The organism is Duganella vulcania (assembly GCF_009857655.1).
Taxonomy (GTDB): Bacteria; Pseudomonadota; Gammaproteobacteria; order Burkholderiales; family Burkholderiaceae_D; genus Rugamonas; species Rugamonas vulcania.
In genome coordinates this window covers 13,138-27,406 of sequence record NZ_WWCX01000001.1, presented here as the reverse complement: position 1 = coordinate 27,406, position 14,269 = coordinate 13,138, and the positions used below count along the sequence as shown (strand labels likewise).

At 63.0% G+C, this 14,269-nt stretch carries 9 protein-coding genes; 3 read left to right on the top strand and 6 right to left on the bottom strand.

Translation table 11 applies throughout. From position 1 onward, the window contains the following. Positions 1-55: 55 nt before the first annotated feature. From GTP90_RS00095 to GTP90_RS00070, 6 genes are all read right to left on the bottom strand, one after another. On the bottom strand, positions 56-3,193 hold the full coding sequence (locus GTP90_RS00095) for an efflux RND transporter permease subunit (protein ID WP_161081540.1): 3,138 nt from the start codon (positions 3,191-3,193) through the stop codon (positions 56-58). Beyond that, on the bottom strand, positions 3,190-4,752 hold the full coding sequence (locus GTP90_RS00090; protein WP_161081539.1) for an efflux RND transporter periplasmic adaptor subunit: 1,563 nt from the start codon (positions 4,750-4,752) through the stop codon (positions 3,190-3,192). The genes GTP90_RS00095 and GTP90_RS00090 overlap by 4 nt, the downstream gene beginning before the upstream one ends. Then, positions 4,749-6,080, bottom strand: a complete 1,332-nt coding sequence (locus GTP90_RS00085; protein ID WP_254451673.1) for a TolC family protein — start codon at positions 6,078-6,080, stop codon at positions 4,749-4,751. Before GTP90_RS00085 ends, GTP90_RS00090 begins: the two co-directional genes overlap by 4 nt. 77 nt (positions 6,081-6,157) lie before the next feature. Then, a complete protein-coding gene (locus GTP90_RS00080; protein WP_161081538.1) occupies positions 6,158-6,553 on the bottom strand; it encodes a hypothetical protein in 396 nt (131 codons plus the stop codon). A gap of 537 nt (positions 6,554-7,090) precedes the next feature. Further along, the gene (locus tag GTP90_RS00075; RefSeq protein ID WP_443093304.1) at positions 7,091-7,876 is read right to left on the bottom strand and encodes a cation efflux transmembrane domain-containing protein; all 786 of its coding nucleotides are present in this window, start codon (positions 7,874-7,876) and stop codon (positions 7,091-7,093) included. A gap of 122 nt (positions 7,877-7,998) precedes the next feature. Continuing rightward, positions 7,999-8,403: a MerR family transcriptional regulator gene (locus GTP90_RS00070; RefSeq protein ID WP_161081536.1), complete on the bottom strand. Its 405-nt coding sequence runs from the start codon at positions 8,401-8,403 to the stop codon at positions 7,999-8,001. Between GTP90_RS00070 and GTP90_RS00065 the strand changes: the two genes are divergently transcribed. Genes GTP90_RS00065 through GTP90_RS00055 form a run of 3 tightly spaced genes read left to right on the top strand, consistent with a single transcriptional unit; the run spans position 8,402 to position 14,170 of the window. After that, the gene (locus GTP90_RS00065; RefSeq protein WP_217431916.1) at positions 8,402-9,715 is read left to right on the top strand and encodes a TolC family protein; all 1,314 of its coding nucleotides are present in this window, start codon (positions 8,402-8,404) and stop codon (positions 9,713-9,715) included. The genes GTP90_RS00070 and GTP90_RS00065 overlap by 2 nt on opposite strands. A gap of 3 nt (positions 9,716-9,718) precedes the next feature. After that, positions 9,719-10,948, top strand: a complete 1,230-nt coding sequence (locus tag GTP90_RS00060) for an efflux RND transporter periplasmic adaptor subunit (protein ID WP_161081535.1) — start codon at positions 9,719-9,721, stop codon at positions 10,946-10,948. A gap of 36 nt (positions 10,949-10,984) precedes the next feature. Continuing rightward, positions 10,985-14,170, top strand: coding sequence for an efflux RND transporter permease subunit (locus tag GTP90_RS00055; protein WP_161081534.1), 3,186 nt, complete (start codon positions 10,985-10,987; stop codon positions 14,168-14,170). The last annotated feature ends 99 nt before the right edge of the window (positions 14,171-14,269 follow it).

Genomic DNA, 14,269 nt, shown 5'->3' with positions numbered 1-14,269 from the left:
GGGCATGCCCCAAGCAACGGATCAGGGACCTTGTTAGCCGATCGCTCCTCTATGCCTACGCCGACGACACCCGAATAGACCTCCGCCGTATAAGCAGATACACCGCTGGCACGACGAACATCGACAATAGCGGCGCAGTGATCATGCCGCCCACCATCGGTGCCGCGATGCGCTGCATAACCTCGGAGCCGGTACCGGAGCCTATCATGACCGGAACGAGGCCGGCGATAATCACAGCGACTGTCATCGCCTTAGGTCGCACACGCAGCACGGCCCCCTCACGTATCGCGTCAAGAAGCTCGGCTTCGTTTGGAGTTCCTTTTGCCAACAGGGCTTCCCATGCGTGCTTCAAGTACAGCAGCATGATCACACCGAATTCGGCCGAAACGCCGGCCAAGGCAATGAAGCCGACGCCGCTCGCGACAGACAGATTGTGCCCCAGCGCCCAAAGTAGCCAGATGCCCCCGGCCAGTGCGAACGGCAGCGTCGCCATAATCAGCGCCGCCTCGTCGATGCGCTTGAATGTCAGATACAGCAGCACGAAGATAATGAGCAAAGTCATGGGTACGACGACCTTGAGCTTGGCGGTCGCGCGCTCCAGGTATTCGAATTGCCCAGACCAGGACACCGAGTAGCCGGCCGGAAGAGCTACCTCCTTGGCGACAAGCTGCTGCATTTCATGCACCGCGGAGCTGAGATCCCGGCCCCGGATATCGACGTACACCCAACCCGACAGGCGTGCATTTTCGCTCTTGAGCATGGGTGGGCCGTCGTCAATCCGGATCGTAGCCACGTCGCCTAGCCGAATCTGCGCGCCGCGTTCGGTCAGCACCGGCAGTTCACGCAATTTCTCGACCGAGTCGCGCATCTCGCGCGGATAACGCACATTGATCGGAAAGCGCTGCAGACCTTCAACCGTTTCGCCGACGTTGTCGCCGCCGATGGCGCTCGACACAATGCTTTGCACGTCGGCGATATTCAGGCCGTAGCGCGCCGCCGCGTCGCGGTCGATATGGATATCGACGTAGCGCCCGCCGTTGAGCCGTTCAGCGAGGGCCGACGACACGCCGGGTACACGCTTGACGACCCGCTCAATTTCGCCGGTGATGCGGTCGATCTCCTGCAGGCTCGCGCCGGCCACCTTGACCCCGACCGGGCTCTTGATACCCGTGGCCAGCATATCAATGCGGTTGCGGATCGGCGGCACCCAGATATTCGACAGACCCGGCACCTTGACGATGCGGTCCAGTTCATCGACCAGCTTATCGGTGGTCATACCGGGCCGCCACTGGTCGCGCGGCTTGAACTGGATCGTCGTCTCAAACATCTCCAGCGGCGCCGGATCGGTAGCGGATTCTGCCCGGCCGGCCTTGCCGAACACGGTTTGCACTTCTGGCACGGTCTTGATCAGGCGGTCGGTCTGCTGCAGCAGCTGCGCGACCTTACCGGCGCCGATGCCAGGCAGCGCCGACGGCATGTACAGCAGGTCCCCCTCATCCAACGGCGGCATGAATTCACCGCCCAGGCGCGACATCGGCCAGATCGTCAGGAGCGCGATCGCGCCGGCCGCCACCAGCGTGGCCTTAGGACGGCGAAGCACGATTTCAAGTAGGGGTCGATAAAGCGCGATCAGCCATCGGTTCAGCGGGTTTTTTTGTTCGTCCGGGATGCGCCCTCGGATCAAGTAGCCCATCAACACCGGGATCAGCGTCACCGCCAGACCGGCCGCCGCCGCCATCGCGTAGGTCTTGGTAAATGCCAGCGGTGCGAACAGACGCCCCTCCTGCGCCTCCAACGTGAACACCGGGATGAACGACAGCACGATGATCAGCAACGAGAAGAACAGCGCCGGGCCGACTTCGGCCGCCGCATCGCCGATCACCGTCCATTGGGTCTCGCCGGCCAGCTTCTGGCCGGGGTTGGCGTGATTCCAAGCCTCGATATGCTTGTGCGCGTTCTCGATCATCACCACAGCCGCATCGACCATGGCGCCGATGGCGATCGCGATGCCGCCCAATGACATGATGTTGGCGTTCACCCCTTGGTAGGACATGACGATGTAGGCGATCAGTATTCCCAGCGGTAGCGATACGATTGCCACCAGCGCCGAGCGAATATGGAACAGGAAGATCGCGCAGACCAACGCGACGACGATGAATTCTTCAATCAGCTTGTGTTCCAGATTGTCAACCGCGCGTTTGATCAGGTTGGAGCGGTCGTACACCGGGACGATTTCAACGCCGGCCGGCAGGCTCGATTTCAGTTTGGCAAGTTTGGCCTTGACGGCTTCGATGGTCTCCAGCGCGTTCTTCCCGGAGCGCATGACGATTACGCCGCCGGCGACTTCACCTTCGCCATCGAGGTCGGCGATGCCGCGCCGCATCTCCGGCCCCAGTTCTACCCGCGCCACATCGCCCAGACGCACCGACACTCCGGCATCCGTGGTCATCAACGGAATTTTCCGGAAGTCGTCGAGCGACTTCAAATATCCAGACGCGCGCACCATGTACTCGGCTTCGCCCAGCTCCATCACCGAACCGCCAGTTTCCTGATTGGCGCGCTGCACGGCCTCGATTACCTTCCCGTGCGGGATGGAGTAGGCGCGCAGCTTTTCGGGATCGAGCACGATCTGGTATTGGCGTACCATGCCACCCACGCTGGCCACCTCGGAGACGTTCGGCACCGCCTTCAGTTCGAACTTCAGGAACCAGTCCTGAAAGGCGCGTAATTGGGAGAGATCGAGCTTGCCGCTGCGGTCGACCAGCGCGTATTCGTAAATCCAGCCCACGCCGGTGGCGTCAGGACCGAGCGCTGTCTTCGCCTGCGCCGGCAGGCGCGATTGCACCTGGTTCAGGTATTCCAGCACGCGCGACCTGGCCCAGTAGGGATCGGTGCCGTCCTCGAACAAAATATAGACAAAGGAGTCGCCAAAGAAGGAATAGCCGCGCACTGTCTTGGCACCGGGTACCGACAGCATGGTGGTGGTCAATGGATAGGTTACCTGGTTCTCGACGATTTGCGGGGCCTGGCCCGGATAGGTCGTGCGGATGATGACCTGCACGTCGGACAAGTCGGGGATCGCGTCGAGCGGCGTGCGCGCCAGCGACCATACTCCCCACCCGGCGATGAACACAGTCGCTAGCAGGACCAGGAAGCGGTTGGTGATCGACCAGCGGATCAGTTTCGCGATCATTTCGTCGCTCCCGTCGACGCCGGGGGCATCTTCATGCCGCCCATGGCCTTGTCGCTTGCAACGGGCGCTTCCGCGACTGGCGAAATTGCGACGATCTCGAAGGTGCCGTCCTGGCGCGGTTTGATGTCGAACGACACGCGGTCGCCCACGCTGACATTGCGCGGCAGGCCCGCCGGTGGCGCTTTGAACCCCATGGTCATGGCGCCCCACTTCAAGGTGGCAATCGGACCATGAGAAATGGTGACCTCATCCTTGTCGATACGTTCCACTTTGCCCTGGCCATGATGGAGTGGCGCCTGTGGGGCCGATCCGGATGACTGGGTGTCGTCCATGCGGCTGGTCGTTCCCCTCAGACTGGCTTCGGAATCGAGCAAGAACTGGCCCGACAGGACAATCTTTTGCCCGGCGCTCAAGCCCTTGCGGATCTCGGTCTGGCCATTGCCTTCACCACCGACCTCGACATCGACCGGCTGGAACTTTCCACCGTCCTGCGCCAGTATGACAACGCTACGCGTGCCGGTCTGGATCACCGCCTCCGACGGTACCAGCAGCACGTCGGCGTTGCGACTGGACGCGAAGGTGATTGTGGCGAACATGCCGGGGACCAGCTGTCCGCCAGGGTTCGCCAGTTCAACCCGGGCTTTCAGCGTGCGCGTAGCGGCGCTCACCTCCGGTAACACCGCGCCGACCTTGCCCTTGAAGACGCTTCCCGGCAGCGCTGGCGAGCGCGCCTCGACGGCGTCGCCAGGCCGCACTTTGGCTGCCACGTTCTCCGGAACGTCCGCGTTCACCCAAACGGTGGACAGGCCGTTGATGCGAAACAGCTGCGCTCCCGACGCCACCGTCATGCCTTCGCGAGCGCCAAGCTCCGCGACCACGCCGCTGACGGGGGCCGAGATAGTGATACGCGGATGCACCTTACCGCTCGATTCGACCAGCCGGATCTGCCCGTCCGTCATCCCAGCCAAGCGCATACGCTGGCGGGCTCCGTCAACCAGCGATGCGGTGTCGCCACCTTGCATACGGCGGGCCGCGAGGTATTCCTCCTGCGCCGCGATCCAGTCTGGCACATACAATTCGGCCAGCGCCTGTCCCTGCTTCACGGGATCGAGCGCGGCGCGGACATACAGGCGTTCGATAAACCCGTTGCTGCGGGCCTGCACCAGCACCACGTCGCGTTCGTTGTACGCGACGCTGCCGACCGTGACGACACCGGATGGCAGCCTGCCGGCGGTGACAATAGCAGTGCGCACGCCCAGGTTCTGCTGGACGCGCGGGCTGATGGTGACGGAGCCGTCGTCGCCGTCGGCGCCGGCGTAGACCGGCACAAGCTGCATGTCCATGAACGGCGACTTCCCGGGCTTGTCGAACTTCTGGCCAGGCACCATCGGGTCGTGCCAGTAGAGCGGCTTCTTGCCGGTGCCGCCGGCGACCGTGACGGCGTCGTCGTGGTCTGGCGAGGCCTGCATGGCCTGGTGCACACCAAGCCGGTAGGCGCCGTATCCGCCGGCCGCAATGACAATGGCAGCGATCGCCGCGAGAATATTCTTGTTCTTCATTTGGATTCCTGGTGGCTGTTGGCAGCGGAATGCTGGGCGGTTCCGCCCTCGGGGAATAGGAAGTTCAGCTGCGCCCACAGGCGTGCGGTCTCCAGCTCGACTTCCAGCGCTTGCAGGCGGAGCTCGACTTCGCCGCGCCGTGCGACCAGCACGTCGGCCAGGGGCGCTTTTCCCCCGCGATAGGCGGCCAACACTGCCTGGCTGCGCTCGGAGGCCAGCGGCAACGATTCACGGGTGTAGCGGGCAGTCCGCTCTCGGCCGCTCTGCCAGGCAATGATCGTGCTGCGGGTCTCGGCGACATGCCCGCGCAGCATCTCATCGCGCTCGGCTTTCGTTTGTTCGACCAGGGCCAGCTTTGCGGCCAGTTCACGGTCCTGCCGGTTCTTCCGATCCCATTGCAGCGGGACCGAAATGCCAACCGACACCATGTTCGCGTAGGCGGGCCCGCGCTGCTGGAACGCGACTTCGACGCTCCAGTCGGTATGCTGATTCGCCCGCGCCAAGTTGGCGTCGGCTTGCGCGATGTCTTCCTGTTTGTTCAAGACCGAAATCTCCGGGTGGTGGGCGAGATCGGTGTCGAGCGAGGCTGGATCGAGGCGAATACGGTTGATATCCGGCGCACCGGCTACCGAGGTGTCTTCACCTGTCCACCGGGCCAGCATAGTGTAGGCGGTGCGCTGGCGGCGGCCGATTTCGCTGGCGCGGTCATCGAGCGCGAGCAATGCGGAGCGAGCTGCGAGGATATCGGCCGAGCTGCCACGCCCACCACGGTAAGCCCCCTCGGCAGCTTCAATTTCCTGGCGTGAGACGGCCAACTGGGCGGAGACCGCGCTGACCATTTGCTCCGTATAGAAAACCTCCAGCCAAGCGATGGCGGTGTCGCGCTGGATGGCGGCCAGTGCCACGTCCTTCTGCGCCAGGGCCTTATCGCCTTCGATCTGGTAGCGCGCGGAACGCCAATGCAGCTTGTCAGCGCGGGTCAGCTCCTGCGACAGGCCGATCCGGCGCATGGTCATGAAGTCGTTGCCCAGGCTAAGGCGATCGGCACCGCTGACGGGAAGATTGTCGATGCCCACTTTCAGCACTGGATCGGGGCGCTGGCCGGCGGCGACTGCCATCTCATTGGCGGCAGTGATGGCCTGATCTTGGGCGCCAAGCTGGCGCGAGCGGGCAACGGCTCGCATCTGGGCCTCTCCTAGTGTCAGCGGCTGCGGTGCCGCCAGCGCACCGTGAATGGCGGCGAGGAACGAGAGCGCGAGCGCGGCCTTCGGTACGCACCGAAGACGGAAAACTCGCGCATTGAAATGCACGGAAAACGGGGATGACATGATATCTCCAGAATGCGATGGACAACACCGCGCGCGCCTGTCCGGCGAAGCGGTGACGAACTAAGCAGTCTGGAGGATTAAATACGGAAACAGCAGTGCTGAATGGCCAAGGGCGGAGCAGTGGCGCGCGTCAGCGGGACAGATTCGAGTGAGGCAGCAAGCGAGAGATAGGCACGCTCGATGCGGGGAAGCACGACTTCCAAGCTGCAGGCCACGAATGGGTGGACGGCGGGCGTGCTAGAAGTGTCTGCCGACTGGTGGCCCGTGTCGCAGTGCGCGGCACATAGCGCCGGACTGCTCTTGTCCATGCTCATATCGGTGCAGCCGGGCATACCCGCCATGCTAACTGGCTCTACCGTCTGCACCTTATTCGGCGCCGGGCAAGCATATGCCGAAACAGCCAGCTGAGCAAACAGCAAGCTGAACAGCATAATGATCGCCGCGACCGCGCGCGTAGGTTGTGACAGTTTCATGGTTTGCGAATGTTAGCACAACGCGCTGGCCGCCGCTGAAGCAGGGAAAAATAACCCATTTGTCAACGCGATCCGCCCGGTGCCGGCGTCTCTGCCGCACATCACTGGCCTTTGGTACTGAGTATGCGGGTAATACGCGCCATACTCCCAGCCGAGCAGTCGGCCGGCCATAGTTCAACGACGTCGCCGTCTTTAATATCCAGCGTTGGCGGCACCCGCGCTACCGCCGAGTGCATCAGACGAACATGGCGGTACCGGACGTTCACATACCGATTGGCCGTATATTGGTCACGAGGCAGGTCGGCCAGGCACTTCGGCAGCTGCGCTGGTGGAAGGTCTGCCGCATAGGTACTGAGTACATGGCCGCGTCTCGCCCCATGCTCCCAGTCGACCGTTCCCAATGTCGGATCAGTCGCACAGCCCGCGAGAACAAACAAGACCGCAGCCATCGCACAGACTGCCTTCAGACAGCGCCTGCTTTGCTCGCGGCGATTCGAGATACCTTGGGGTGTTGACATAGAGGGGCTGGCCTTTCCATTACTGCAAACGTAGAATGCGGCGGGCGCCGATGAGGACGATCACGCTGATGACAAAGCCCACGACCAAGTCTGGATATCGCGAGCCCGTCCAGGTCACCAGTGCGCCGGCGATGACCACGCCCAGATTGGCAATCACGTCGTTCGCAGAAAAGATATAGCTCGCCCTCATGTGGGCGCCGTGATGCCGTTTCTTTGCAATGAGCACCAGGCAAGTCACGTTAGCGATCAGTGCAACCGCGCCAATTCCCATCATGGCGACCGACTCGGGCTCGCTGCCGGTCACGCCACGGCGCAGCACCTCACCGAGTGCTCCCAGCGCGAGGACCACCTGAAGCCACCCAGCCACGTGAGCAGCGCGGCGCTTCAATTCCACGGAGCGGCCCACTGCATATAGGGCTAGGACGTAGACCGCAGCATCGGCAAACATGTCGAGCGAGTCGGCGATCAGGCCCGTTGATTCGGCCAGAAGACCCCAGACCATCTCGACTACGAACATCAGGCCGTTGATTGCCAGCAGCCTGCGCATCGTCCGCGCCTCGCCAGCGTCATCGACCGGCTCAATTTCCGGCCGTGCGCCGTCGGCGATGGGTTCGGATTTGATCAACTGGGCGCCCAGGCCAAGCGGCGCGAGGCGGGAAAGGACGACTTGGGCGTCGCCTTGGTGTGTCACGCTCAGCGTATGGGCGGCAAGGTCAAAATTGAGCGAGCCGATCCCAGCCACGCCCCCCAGTGCCATGCGGATGAGGTTTTCCTCTGAAGGGCAATCCATCTTGGGCAAGAGCAAGACGCTCTCGCAGCGGAGTGTGGCCGCTGGGAACGGTGTCTGGGCAAAGCCGGTATCTGTATTCATCCATCAAGGGTAAACCTTGAAGCCGCTCTAACGTCAAGCCCAACGCATCCTTAGTCTCATTGCCTCGGCTGCAAGGTGTCGATGATGCGGCAGTTGGCCACCGTTCCGCCTTGGCACGACGCCAGCATGTTCGCCAGTTGCTCCTTAAGAACCACCAGATCGGCAATCTTTTGCTCAACCGCGTGTAAATGCTCGGCCGTCATTACCATCACCTCACAGCAGTCGGCATCGCGCTGGTCGGAGAACGTCAGCAGGCTGCGCACCTGATCGATCGTAAATCCGATTTCCCGGGCCCGCCGCACGAAGGCGAGCCGGTCCAGATCCTCCTTGTCGTATTGCCGGTAGTTGCTACCGGTGCGCGACGGCGTAGAAAGCAGTCCAATTTTCTCGTAATACCGGATGGTCGCCGAGGGCGTCTGCGCGGCGCTGGCCAGTTGGCCAATCGAAAAAGATATCGTCATGATGCTTGACCTTAAAGTGACTACAAGGTTTATAAACCTTGCAAGTCAACCCGTCAAGCGTCCGATCATGCACCTTCGAATACCCCGCACCCTCCTTGTAGGGGGGCTTTTGGCGAGCCTCTCCCTCGCAGGGCTCGCACAAGATTTACCCCTTACACTCGGCCAGGCGATCGCACACGCTCAGGAGCGCGCGCCAGCGTTACGCGGCGCCGACGCCTCGGCACGCGCGGCCGACGCCGGCGTAGCCGTCGCCGGAATGCGTCCGAACCCCACGTTGTCCATTGACGCCGAAAATGTGTTTGGCTCCGGCCGCTATGCTGGCTTCGGCGGCGCCGAACGCACGGTTTCCTTGTCCGTGCCGCTGGAGTTGGGTGGCAAGCGGCAGTCCCGTATCAAGGTGGCCCAGGCCGAGCGTTCAGCCGTCGGGGTGGGCTTGACTGCTGCCCGCGCCGACGTTACTCAGCGCGTGACCGAAGCTTTTGTGCTGCTGGCTGCCGCTGAGCGCCGCTTGGAGATTGCTCGCAGCAGTCTGGGGTGGGCCGAGCGCGCTGCGCACGCGGCCCAGGAACGTGTACGGGCTGGAAAAGCTTCGCCGATCGAGGAGCAACGTGCTCAGGTCCTGCAGATTGGCGCCGAGTCGCGGGTTGGCAAGGCCGAACGCGCGCTTGCGCTGGCCCACGCTGATCTCGCCCGCCTGACCGGGGATGCCCCCAGCGCGTCCATCGTTGCCGCTTGGTTTGATGTTCTTTCCACGGCAGGACCGGCGGCACCACATCAACCCTCGCTGTCAGTTGCCGCAGCACAGGCACAGTTGGCGATCGCCAGCGCGCGTGTGGACGCGGCCAGGCGTGAGCGCATCCCCGACGTAACGATCACTGCCGGCACGCGCCGCTATGGCGACTCTCCCGACAAGGCAGCCGTGCTGGGTTTGTCAATACCTCTGCCTCTGTTCAATTCAGGCACCCACGCCCTGGCACGTGCCAAGGCGGAGGAAGAAAAGGCGATCGCCGAGGGCGAGACGGTTGCCCTTGATGCTCAGCAGGCATCGGCGCACGCGGCGGCCGACGTCGCCGATGCGCGAGCGGTCGCCCAAACAGCCGCCGGCCCAGCGCTCAAGGCCGCGCAGGAGGCGGCCAGAATTGCCCGTATCGGCTACGCGGAAGGCAAGTTCGCGCAGCTGGAGATGATTGAGGCGGAACGTTCACTGGCAGAGACGCGCGAAGCCACGCTCGACGCGTTGACCGAGTATCACCTTGCCCAAGCCCGCATGGCGCGACTGCAAGGCAGCACACAACCCATTTACAAGGACTAAATCATGCAAGTGCCATATCGTTTGAGCGTTTGCGGCGTGTTGCTGATTCTGGCGGCATGCTCTCGCTCACCCCAGCCAGAAGGTGGCAAGCCTGAGGCACACAATGCGGCGGCCCCGGCGCCGACTACGCCACAAAAGCAGCAGGAAAAAGACAAGGATGGCGAAGACAAGCCAGGCGAGCACGCGGGCAAGGAGGACAAGGACGGTAAACATGCCGATTTTATCAAGCTGTCCGACAAGCAGATTCAGGCCGCGCACATCGAAGTGGCTGCAGTGCGTGCCGGGTTTGCCGGTGCGGTCGAAGCGCCGGCCGTCATCCTCGCTGATCCGCAGCATGCCGCCGTGGTAAGCAGTTCGGTGAGTGGCCGGGTGATCAGCGTGCGCAAGAACCTGGGAGAGAACGTTGCCCAGGGCGAGGTGCTGGCCATCGTGGAAAGCCGCGAGGTTGCGCAGTTCAGCGCCGATGTCGCGCTGGCACGCCGCCAGATGGAACTTGCCGAAGCCGGTTTTAAACGCGAAGACCGGCTGTACGCCGAAAAAGTATCATCCCGTCAAGAATTCGAGCTGGCGCAGTCGGCGCTCGATGAGGCCCGCACCCGGCTGCGCCTGGCACAGCAGCAGCTGTCGGCCACCGGCGGCGCCGAACACAGCGCCCAACTGGGGCTACGTGCTCCCATCGCTGGGATCGTCACCGCGCGCCAGATCACGCTGGGCGACGTCGTTGAAGCCAATGCCAAGCTGTTTGAACTGGCCAACCCCAACACCTTGTCCGTCGAGCTGTCGCTCACTCCCACGGATGCTTCGCGTATTGCCATCGGCGCGCCGGTTGAGATCTCGGCCGAGGCAAGATCCGGGGCCGGGCGCATTGCGTTCATCTCGCGCGTCCTGGACCCGGCCACGCGTCAAATCCGGGCGATCGCATCGCTGTCCAACCAGAACGGCATTTGGCGGATCGGCGAGACTGTATCCGCCTCGGTCGTGCTCGCCGCGCAGTCGACTGGCGAGCAGCTGGCCGTGCCTCGCGCCGCCGTACAAACCGTCGAAGACAAGCCCAGCGTTTTTGTCCGCGAGAAGGACGGTTTTGCGATTCGGCACGTGGCCCTCGGTAAGCCATCGGCTGGCTTTGTCACTGTGTTATCCGGCCTGGACGGCTCCGAGCGCATCGCGACGAGCAACACCTATGTACTGAAGGCCGAGCATGGCAAGGGTGAAGCGGGAGGCGACAATGACTGACCAGCTTGAGATCCGTTGTGCGCGGGAGGTTGCCGCATGATCGCGCGCTTTGTCAATTTCTCGGTACGGCACCCGTGGCAGGTGCTGTTGACAGCGCTTTTCGCTGCATTGGTCGGTGCGTTTGCATTGTCGCGGTTGCCGATCGATGCGGTGCCCGATATCACCAATACCCAGGTTCAGATCAACGTGGTCGTTCCCGCCCTGGCGCCGGCCGACGTCGAGCGCCAAGTCACTTATCCGATTGAAACGGCTTTCGCAGGCACACCCGGACTGGAATCGACCCGCTCGCTGACCCGGCATGGCTTTGCCCAAGTGACGACGGTCTTCAAGGACGGCACCGACGTTTATTTTGCACGCCAGCAGATCGCCGAACGACTGCGCTCGGTGGAGCGTACCTTGCCGCCGGGCGCGACGGCAACCATGGGCCCGATCGCCACAGGCTTGGGCGACGTCTACATGTGGACGGTCGAATTTGCCAATACGCATACCGGGGGCGCCAGCGCGGGCATGGAGTCCGATGGCAGCTACGTGACGCCTGCAGGCGAAGTGCTGCACACGGCAAAGGAGAAAGCCACTTACTTGCGTACCGTGCAGGATTGGATCGTGGCGCCACAGCTGAAGAACACCCCCGGCCTGGCTGGCGTGGACGTGATCGGCGGTTACGTCAAGCAGTATGTGGTGACACCCGATCCGCAGCGACTGGCGGTACTCGGGATTGGCCTGTCTGAGCTCGCTGAAGCGTTGGAGCGCAATAATACGAGCGCCGGCGCCGGCGTGCTGGTACAAAACGGGGAAGCGCTGACCATCCAAGCTGACGCCCGTATGACAAACAGCGGCGAGCTGGCCAAGACCGTCATCGCCACGCGCGGCGGCACACCGGTCCTGTTGTCGCAGGTGGCACAGGTGAGCGTTGGGCAGGAGCTGCGCTTCGGCTCGGCATCCGAAGGCGGTGTCGAGGTGGTCGTTGGCACGGCCGTCATGCGTATCGGCGAAAACAGCCGCACGGTGGCGGAAGCCGTCGACGTTCGCCTGAAGGAAATTGCACGTTCGCTGCCGCCCGGCCTGATCATCAAGCCGGTACTGAACCGTACGCGGCTGGTCGACTCGACCATCCAGACGGTGGCCAAAAATCTGACGGAAGGCGCCTTGCTAGTCATCGCCGTGCTGTTTGCGCTGCTGGGCAATTTGCGCGCCGCGCTGATCGCCGCTGCCGTCATTCCGTTGACGATGTTGCTCACGTCGGCCGGGATGTTGAAAATCGGCTTGTCGGCCAACCTCATGAGTCTGGGCGCGCTGGATTTCGGCCTGATCGTCGATGGTGCGGTGATCATCGTTGAAAATGTCTTGCGCCGCATCGCAGAGCGCCAACATGCGGCCGGCCAAGCACTCAGCAAGGCCGAGCGCCGGGAAACGGTCGCCGCGGCCGCGCGCGAAATGATCCGGCCCAGCGTCTACGGCCAGGCCATCATCATCCTGGTCTACGTGCCCCTCTTGACGTTCCAGGGCGTCGAAGGTCGCATGTTCGCGCCGATGGCCGTCACTGTCATCCTGGCGCTGGTCTTTGCGTTCCTTCTGTCCCTGACGGTGGTTCCTGCGGCTATCACGCTGTGGCTGTCCCGGCCGGTGGACCACGCGGAGAACAAGCTGATGATGGCGCTGGGCAAATTCTATGCACCGTGGCTTGATCGCGTCTTGCCACGACCGGCCTTCATCGGCGGCCTGGCGACAGCGGCCTTTGTCGGCTCCCTTGTGTTGTTCCAAACTCTAGGGCAGGAGTTCCTCCCAACGCTGGACGAGCAAGACGTGCTGCTGCAGGTGTCGCGGATACCGGGGACATCCGTGGATCAGAGCCAAGCAATGCAATTTGACGTGGAAAAGGCCGTGGGCAAGGTGCCGGAGGTGAAGCTCGTGTTCTCGCGCACGGGCACCGCCGAATTGGCGTCCGACCCGATGCCGCCCAACCTGACCGACACCTTTGTGATCGTAAAGGATCGTTCGCAGTGGCCAAATCCATCGATGAGCAAGGCTGATCTGGTGGAAAAGATCGAGCACGCCGTTGCGGACATACCGGGCCAGAACTACGAACTGACGCAGCCTATCCAGATGCGTTTCAACGAGCTGCTGGCTGGCGTGCGCGGCGACATTGCTGTCAAGGTCTACGGCGACGATTTCGCCACCATGCTCAAGACTGCCGACAAAGTCGCCGATCAGTTACGTTTCATCGAGGGCGCGGTCGATGTGCGGGTCGAGCAGGTGCAAGGAATGCCTCTACTCGATGCCCAGCTCGACCGTGATGCAATGGCCCGTGTCGGCCTCACCGCGAAGGACGTCTTCGATACGCTGGCAGCGGCCGTGGCGGGTCGCGAGGCGGGCCATATATTCGAGGGCGACCGCCGGTTCGACGTTGTGGTCCGCATGGGCGAGAGCGCCCGCAACGATGTGGAGGCGTTGCGCCAGCTGCCCGTGCTCACGCCGGGCGGCAAATTTGTGCCGTTGGGTTCAGTGGCGCGGCTGGAGCTCGGGAAGGGGCCGAGCCAGATCAGCCGTGAAAACGGCAAGCGGCGCGTGGTCGTACAGGCAAACGTACGTGGTCGCGATATCGCCGGCGTCGTCAAGGACGCCCAGAACGCCATCGATGCCAAGGTGACGCGTCCGCCCGGTGTCTGGCTGACCTGGGGCGGGCAGTTCGAAAATTTGGAACGCGCACGCCTGCGCCTGGCCGTGGTCGTACCGGCGTGCTTCGTGCTGATCGTGGGTGTGCTTTACTCGGCGGTCGGTTCCTGGCGTGCGGCGGCGGTCGTCTTCACCGGCGTGCCGTTGGCCCTGATCGGTGGGGTGCTGGCGCTCTGGCTGCGCGGCCTGCCATTTTCAATCTCCGCTGCGGTGGGCTTTATCGCGCTCTCCGGTGTCGCTGTCTTGAACGGGCTGGTGATGGTGGGGGCGATCGATGAACTGTCGAAGTCGCAGCCGTGGGAAAGCGCGGTGCGCACCGGAGCGCTTCGCCGATTGCGACCGGTGTTAATGACGGCGCTGGTGGCCTCGCTCGGGTTCGTGCCGATGGCTCTGGCCAACGGCGCTGGGGCGGAGGTGCAGCGGCCACTGGCGACCGTGGTGATCGGCGGCTTGATATCGACAACGCTGCTCACGCTTCTGGTGCTACCCGCACTCTACCGTCGGTTCGGCACTCCGCTAGTGCCGAAAAGCGAACAACAGGACGTGTGATTTGCCAAGATAGATCGCCACCATTGGCAGCTGGCGTCAACTTTTGACGTCAGCTAATTTGCATCGCCTTGAACGTCATCATCATTTTTTGACCTACCG

Coding starts and splice junctions, on each gene's coding strand:
- GTP90_RS00095 (WP_161081540.1), bottom strand. CDS start 3,193: ATGATCGCGAAACTGATCCGCTGGTCGATCACCAACCGCTTCCTGGTC.
- GTP90_RS00090 (WP_161081539.1), bottom strand. CDS start 4,752: ATGAAGAACAAGAATATTCTCGCGGCGATCGCTGCCATTGTCATTGCG.
- GTP90_RS00085 (WP_254451673.1), bottom strand. CDS start 6,080: ATGTCATCCCCGTTTTCCGTGCATTTCAATGCGCGAGTTTTCCGTCTT.
- GTP90_RS00080 (WP_161081538.1), bottom strand. CDS start 6,553: ATGAAACTGTCACAACCTACGCGCGCGGTCGCGGCGATCATTATGCTG.
- GTP90_RS00065 (WP_217431916.1), top strand. CDS start 8,402: ATGATGCTTGACCTTAAAGTGACTACAAGGTTTATAAACCTTGCAAGT.
- GTP90_RS00070 (WP_161081536.1), bottom strand. CDS start 8,403: ATGACGATATCTTTTTCGATTGGCCAACTGGCCAGCGCCGCGCAGACG.
- GTP90_RS00060 (WP_161081535.1), top strand. CDS start 9,719: ATGCAAGTGCCATATCGTTTGAGCGTTTGCGGCGTGTTGCTGATTCTG.
- GTP90_RS00055 (WP_161081534.1), top strand. CDS start 10,985: ATGATCGCGCGCTTTGTCAATTTCTCGGTACGGCACCCGTGGCAGGTG.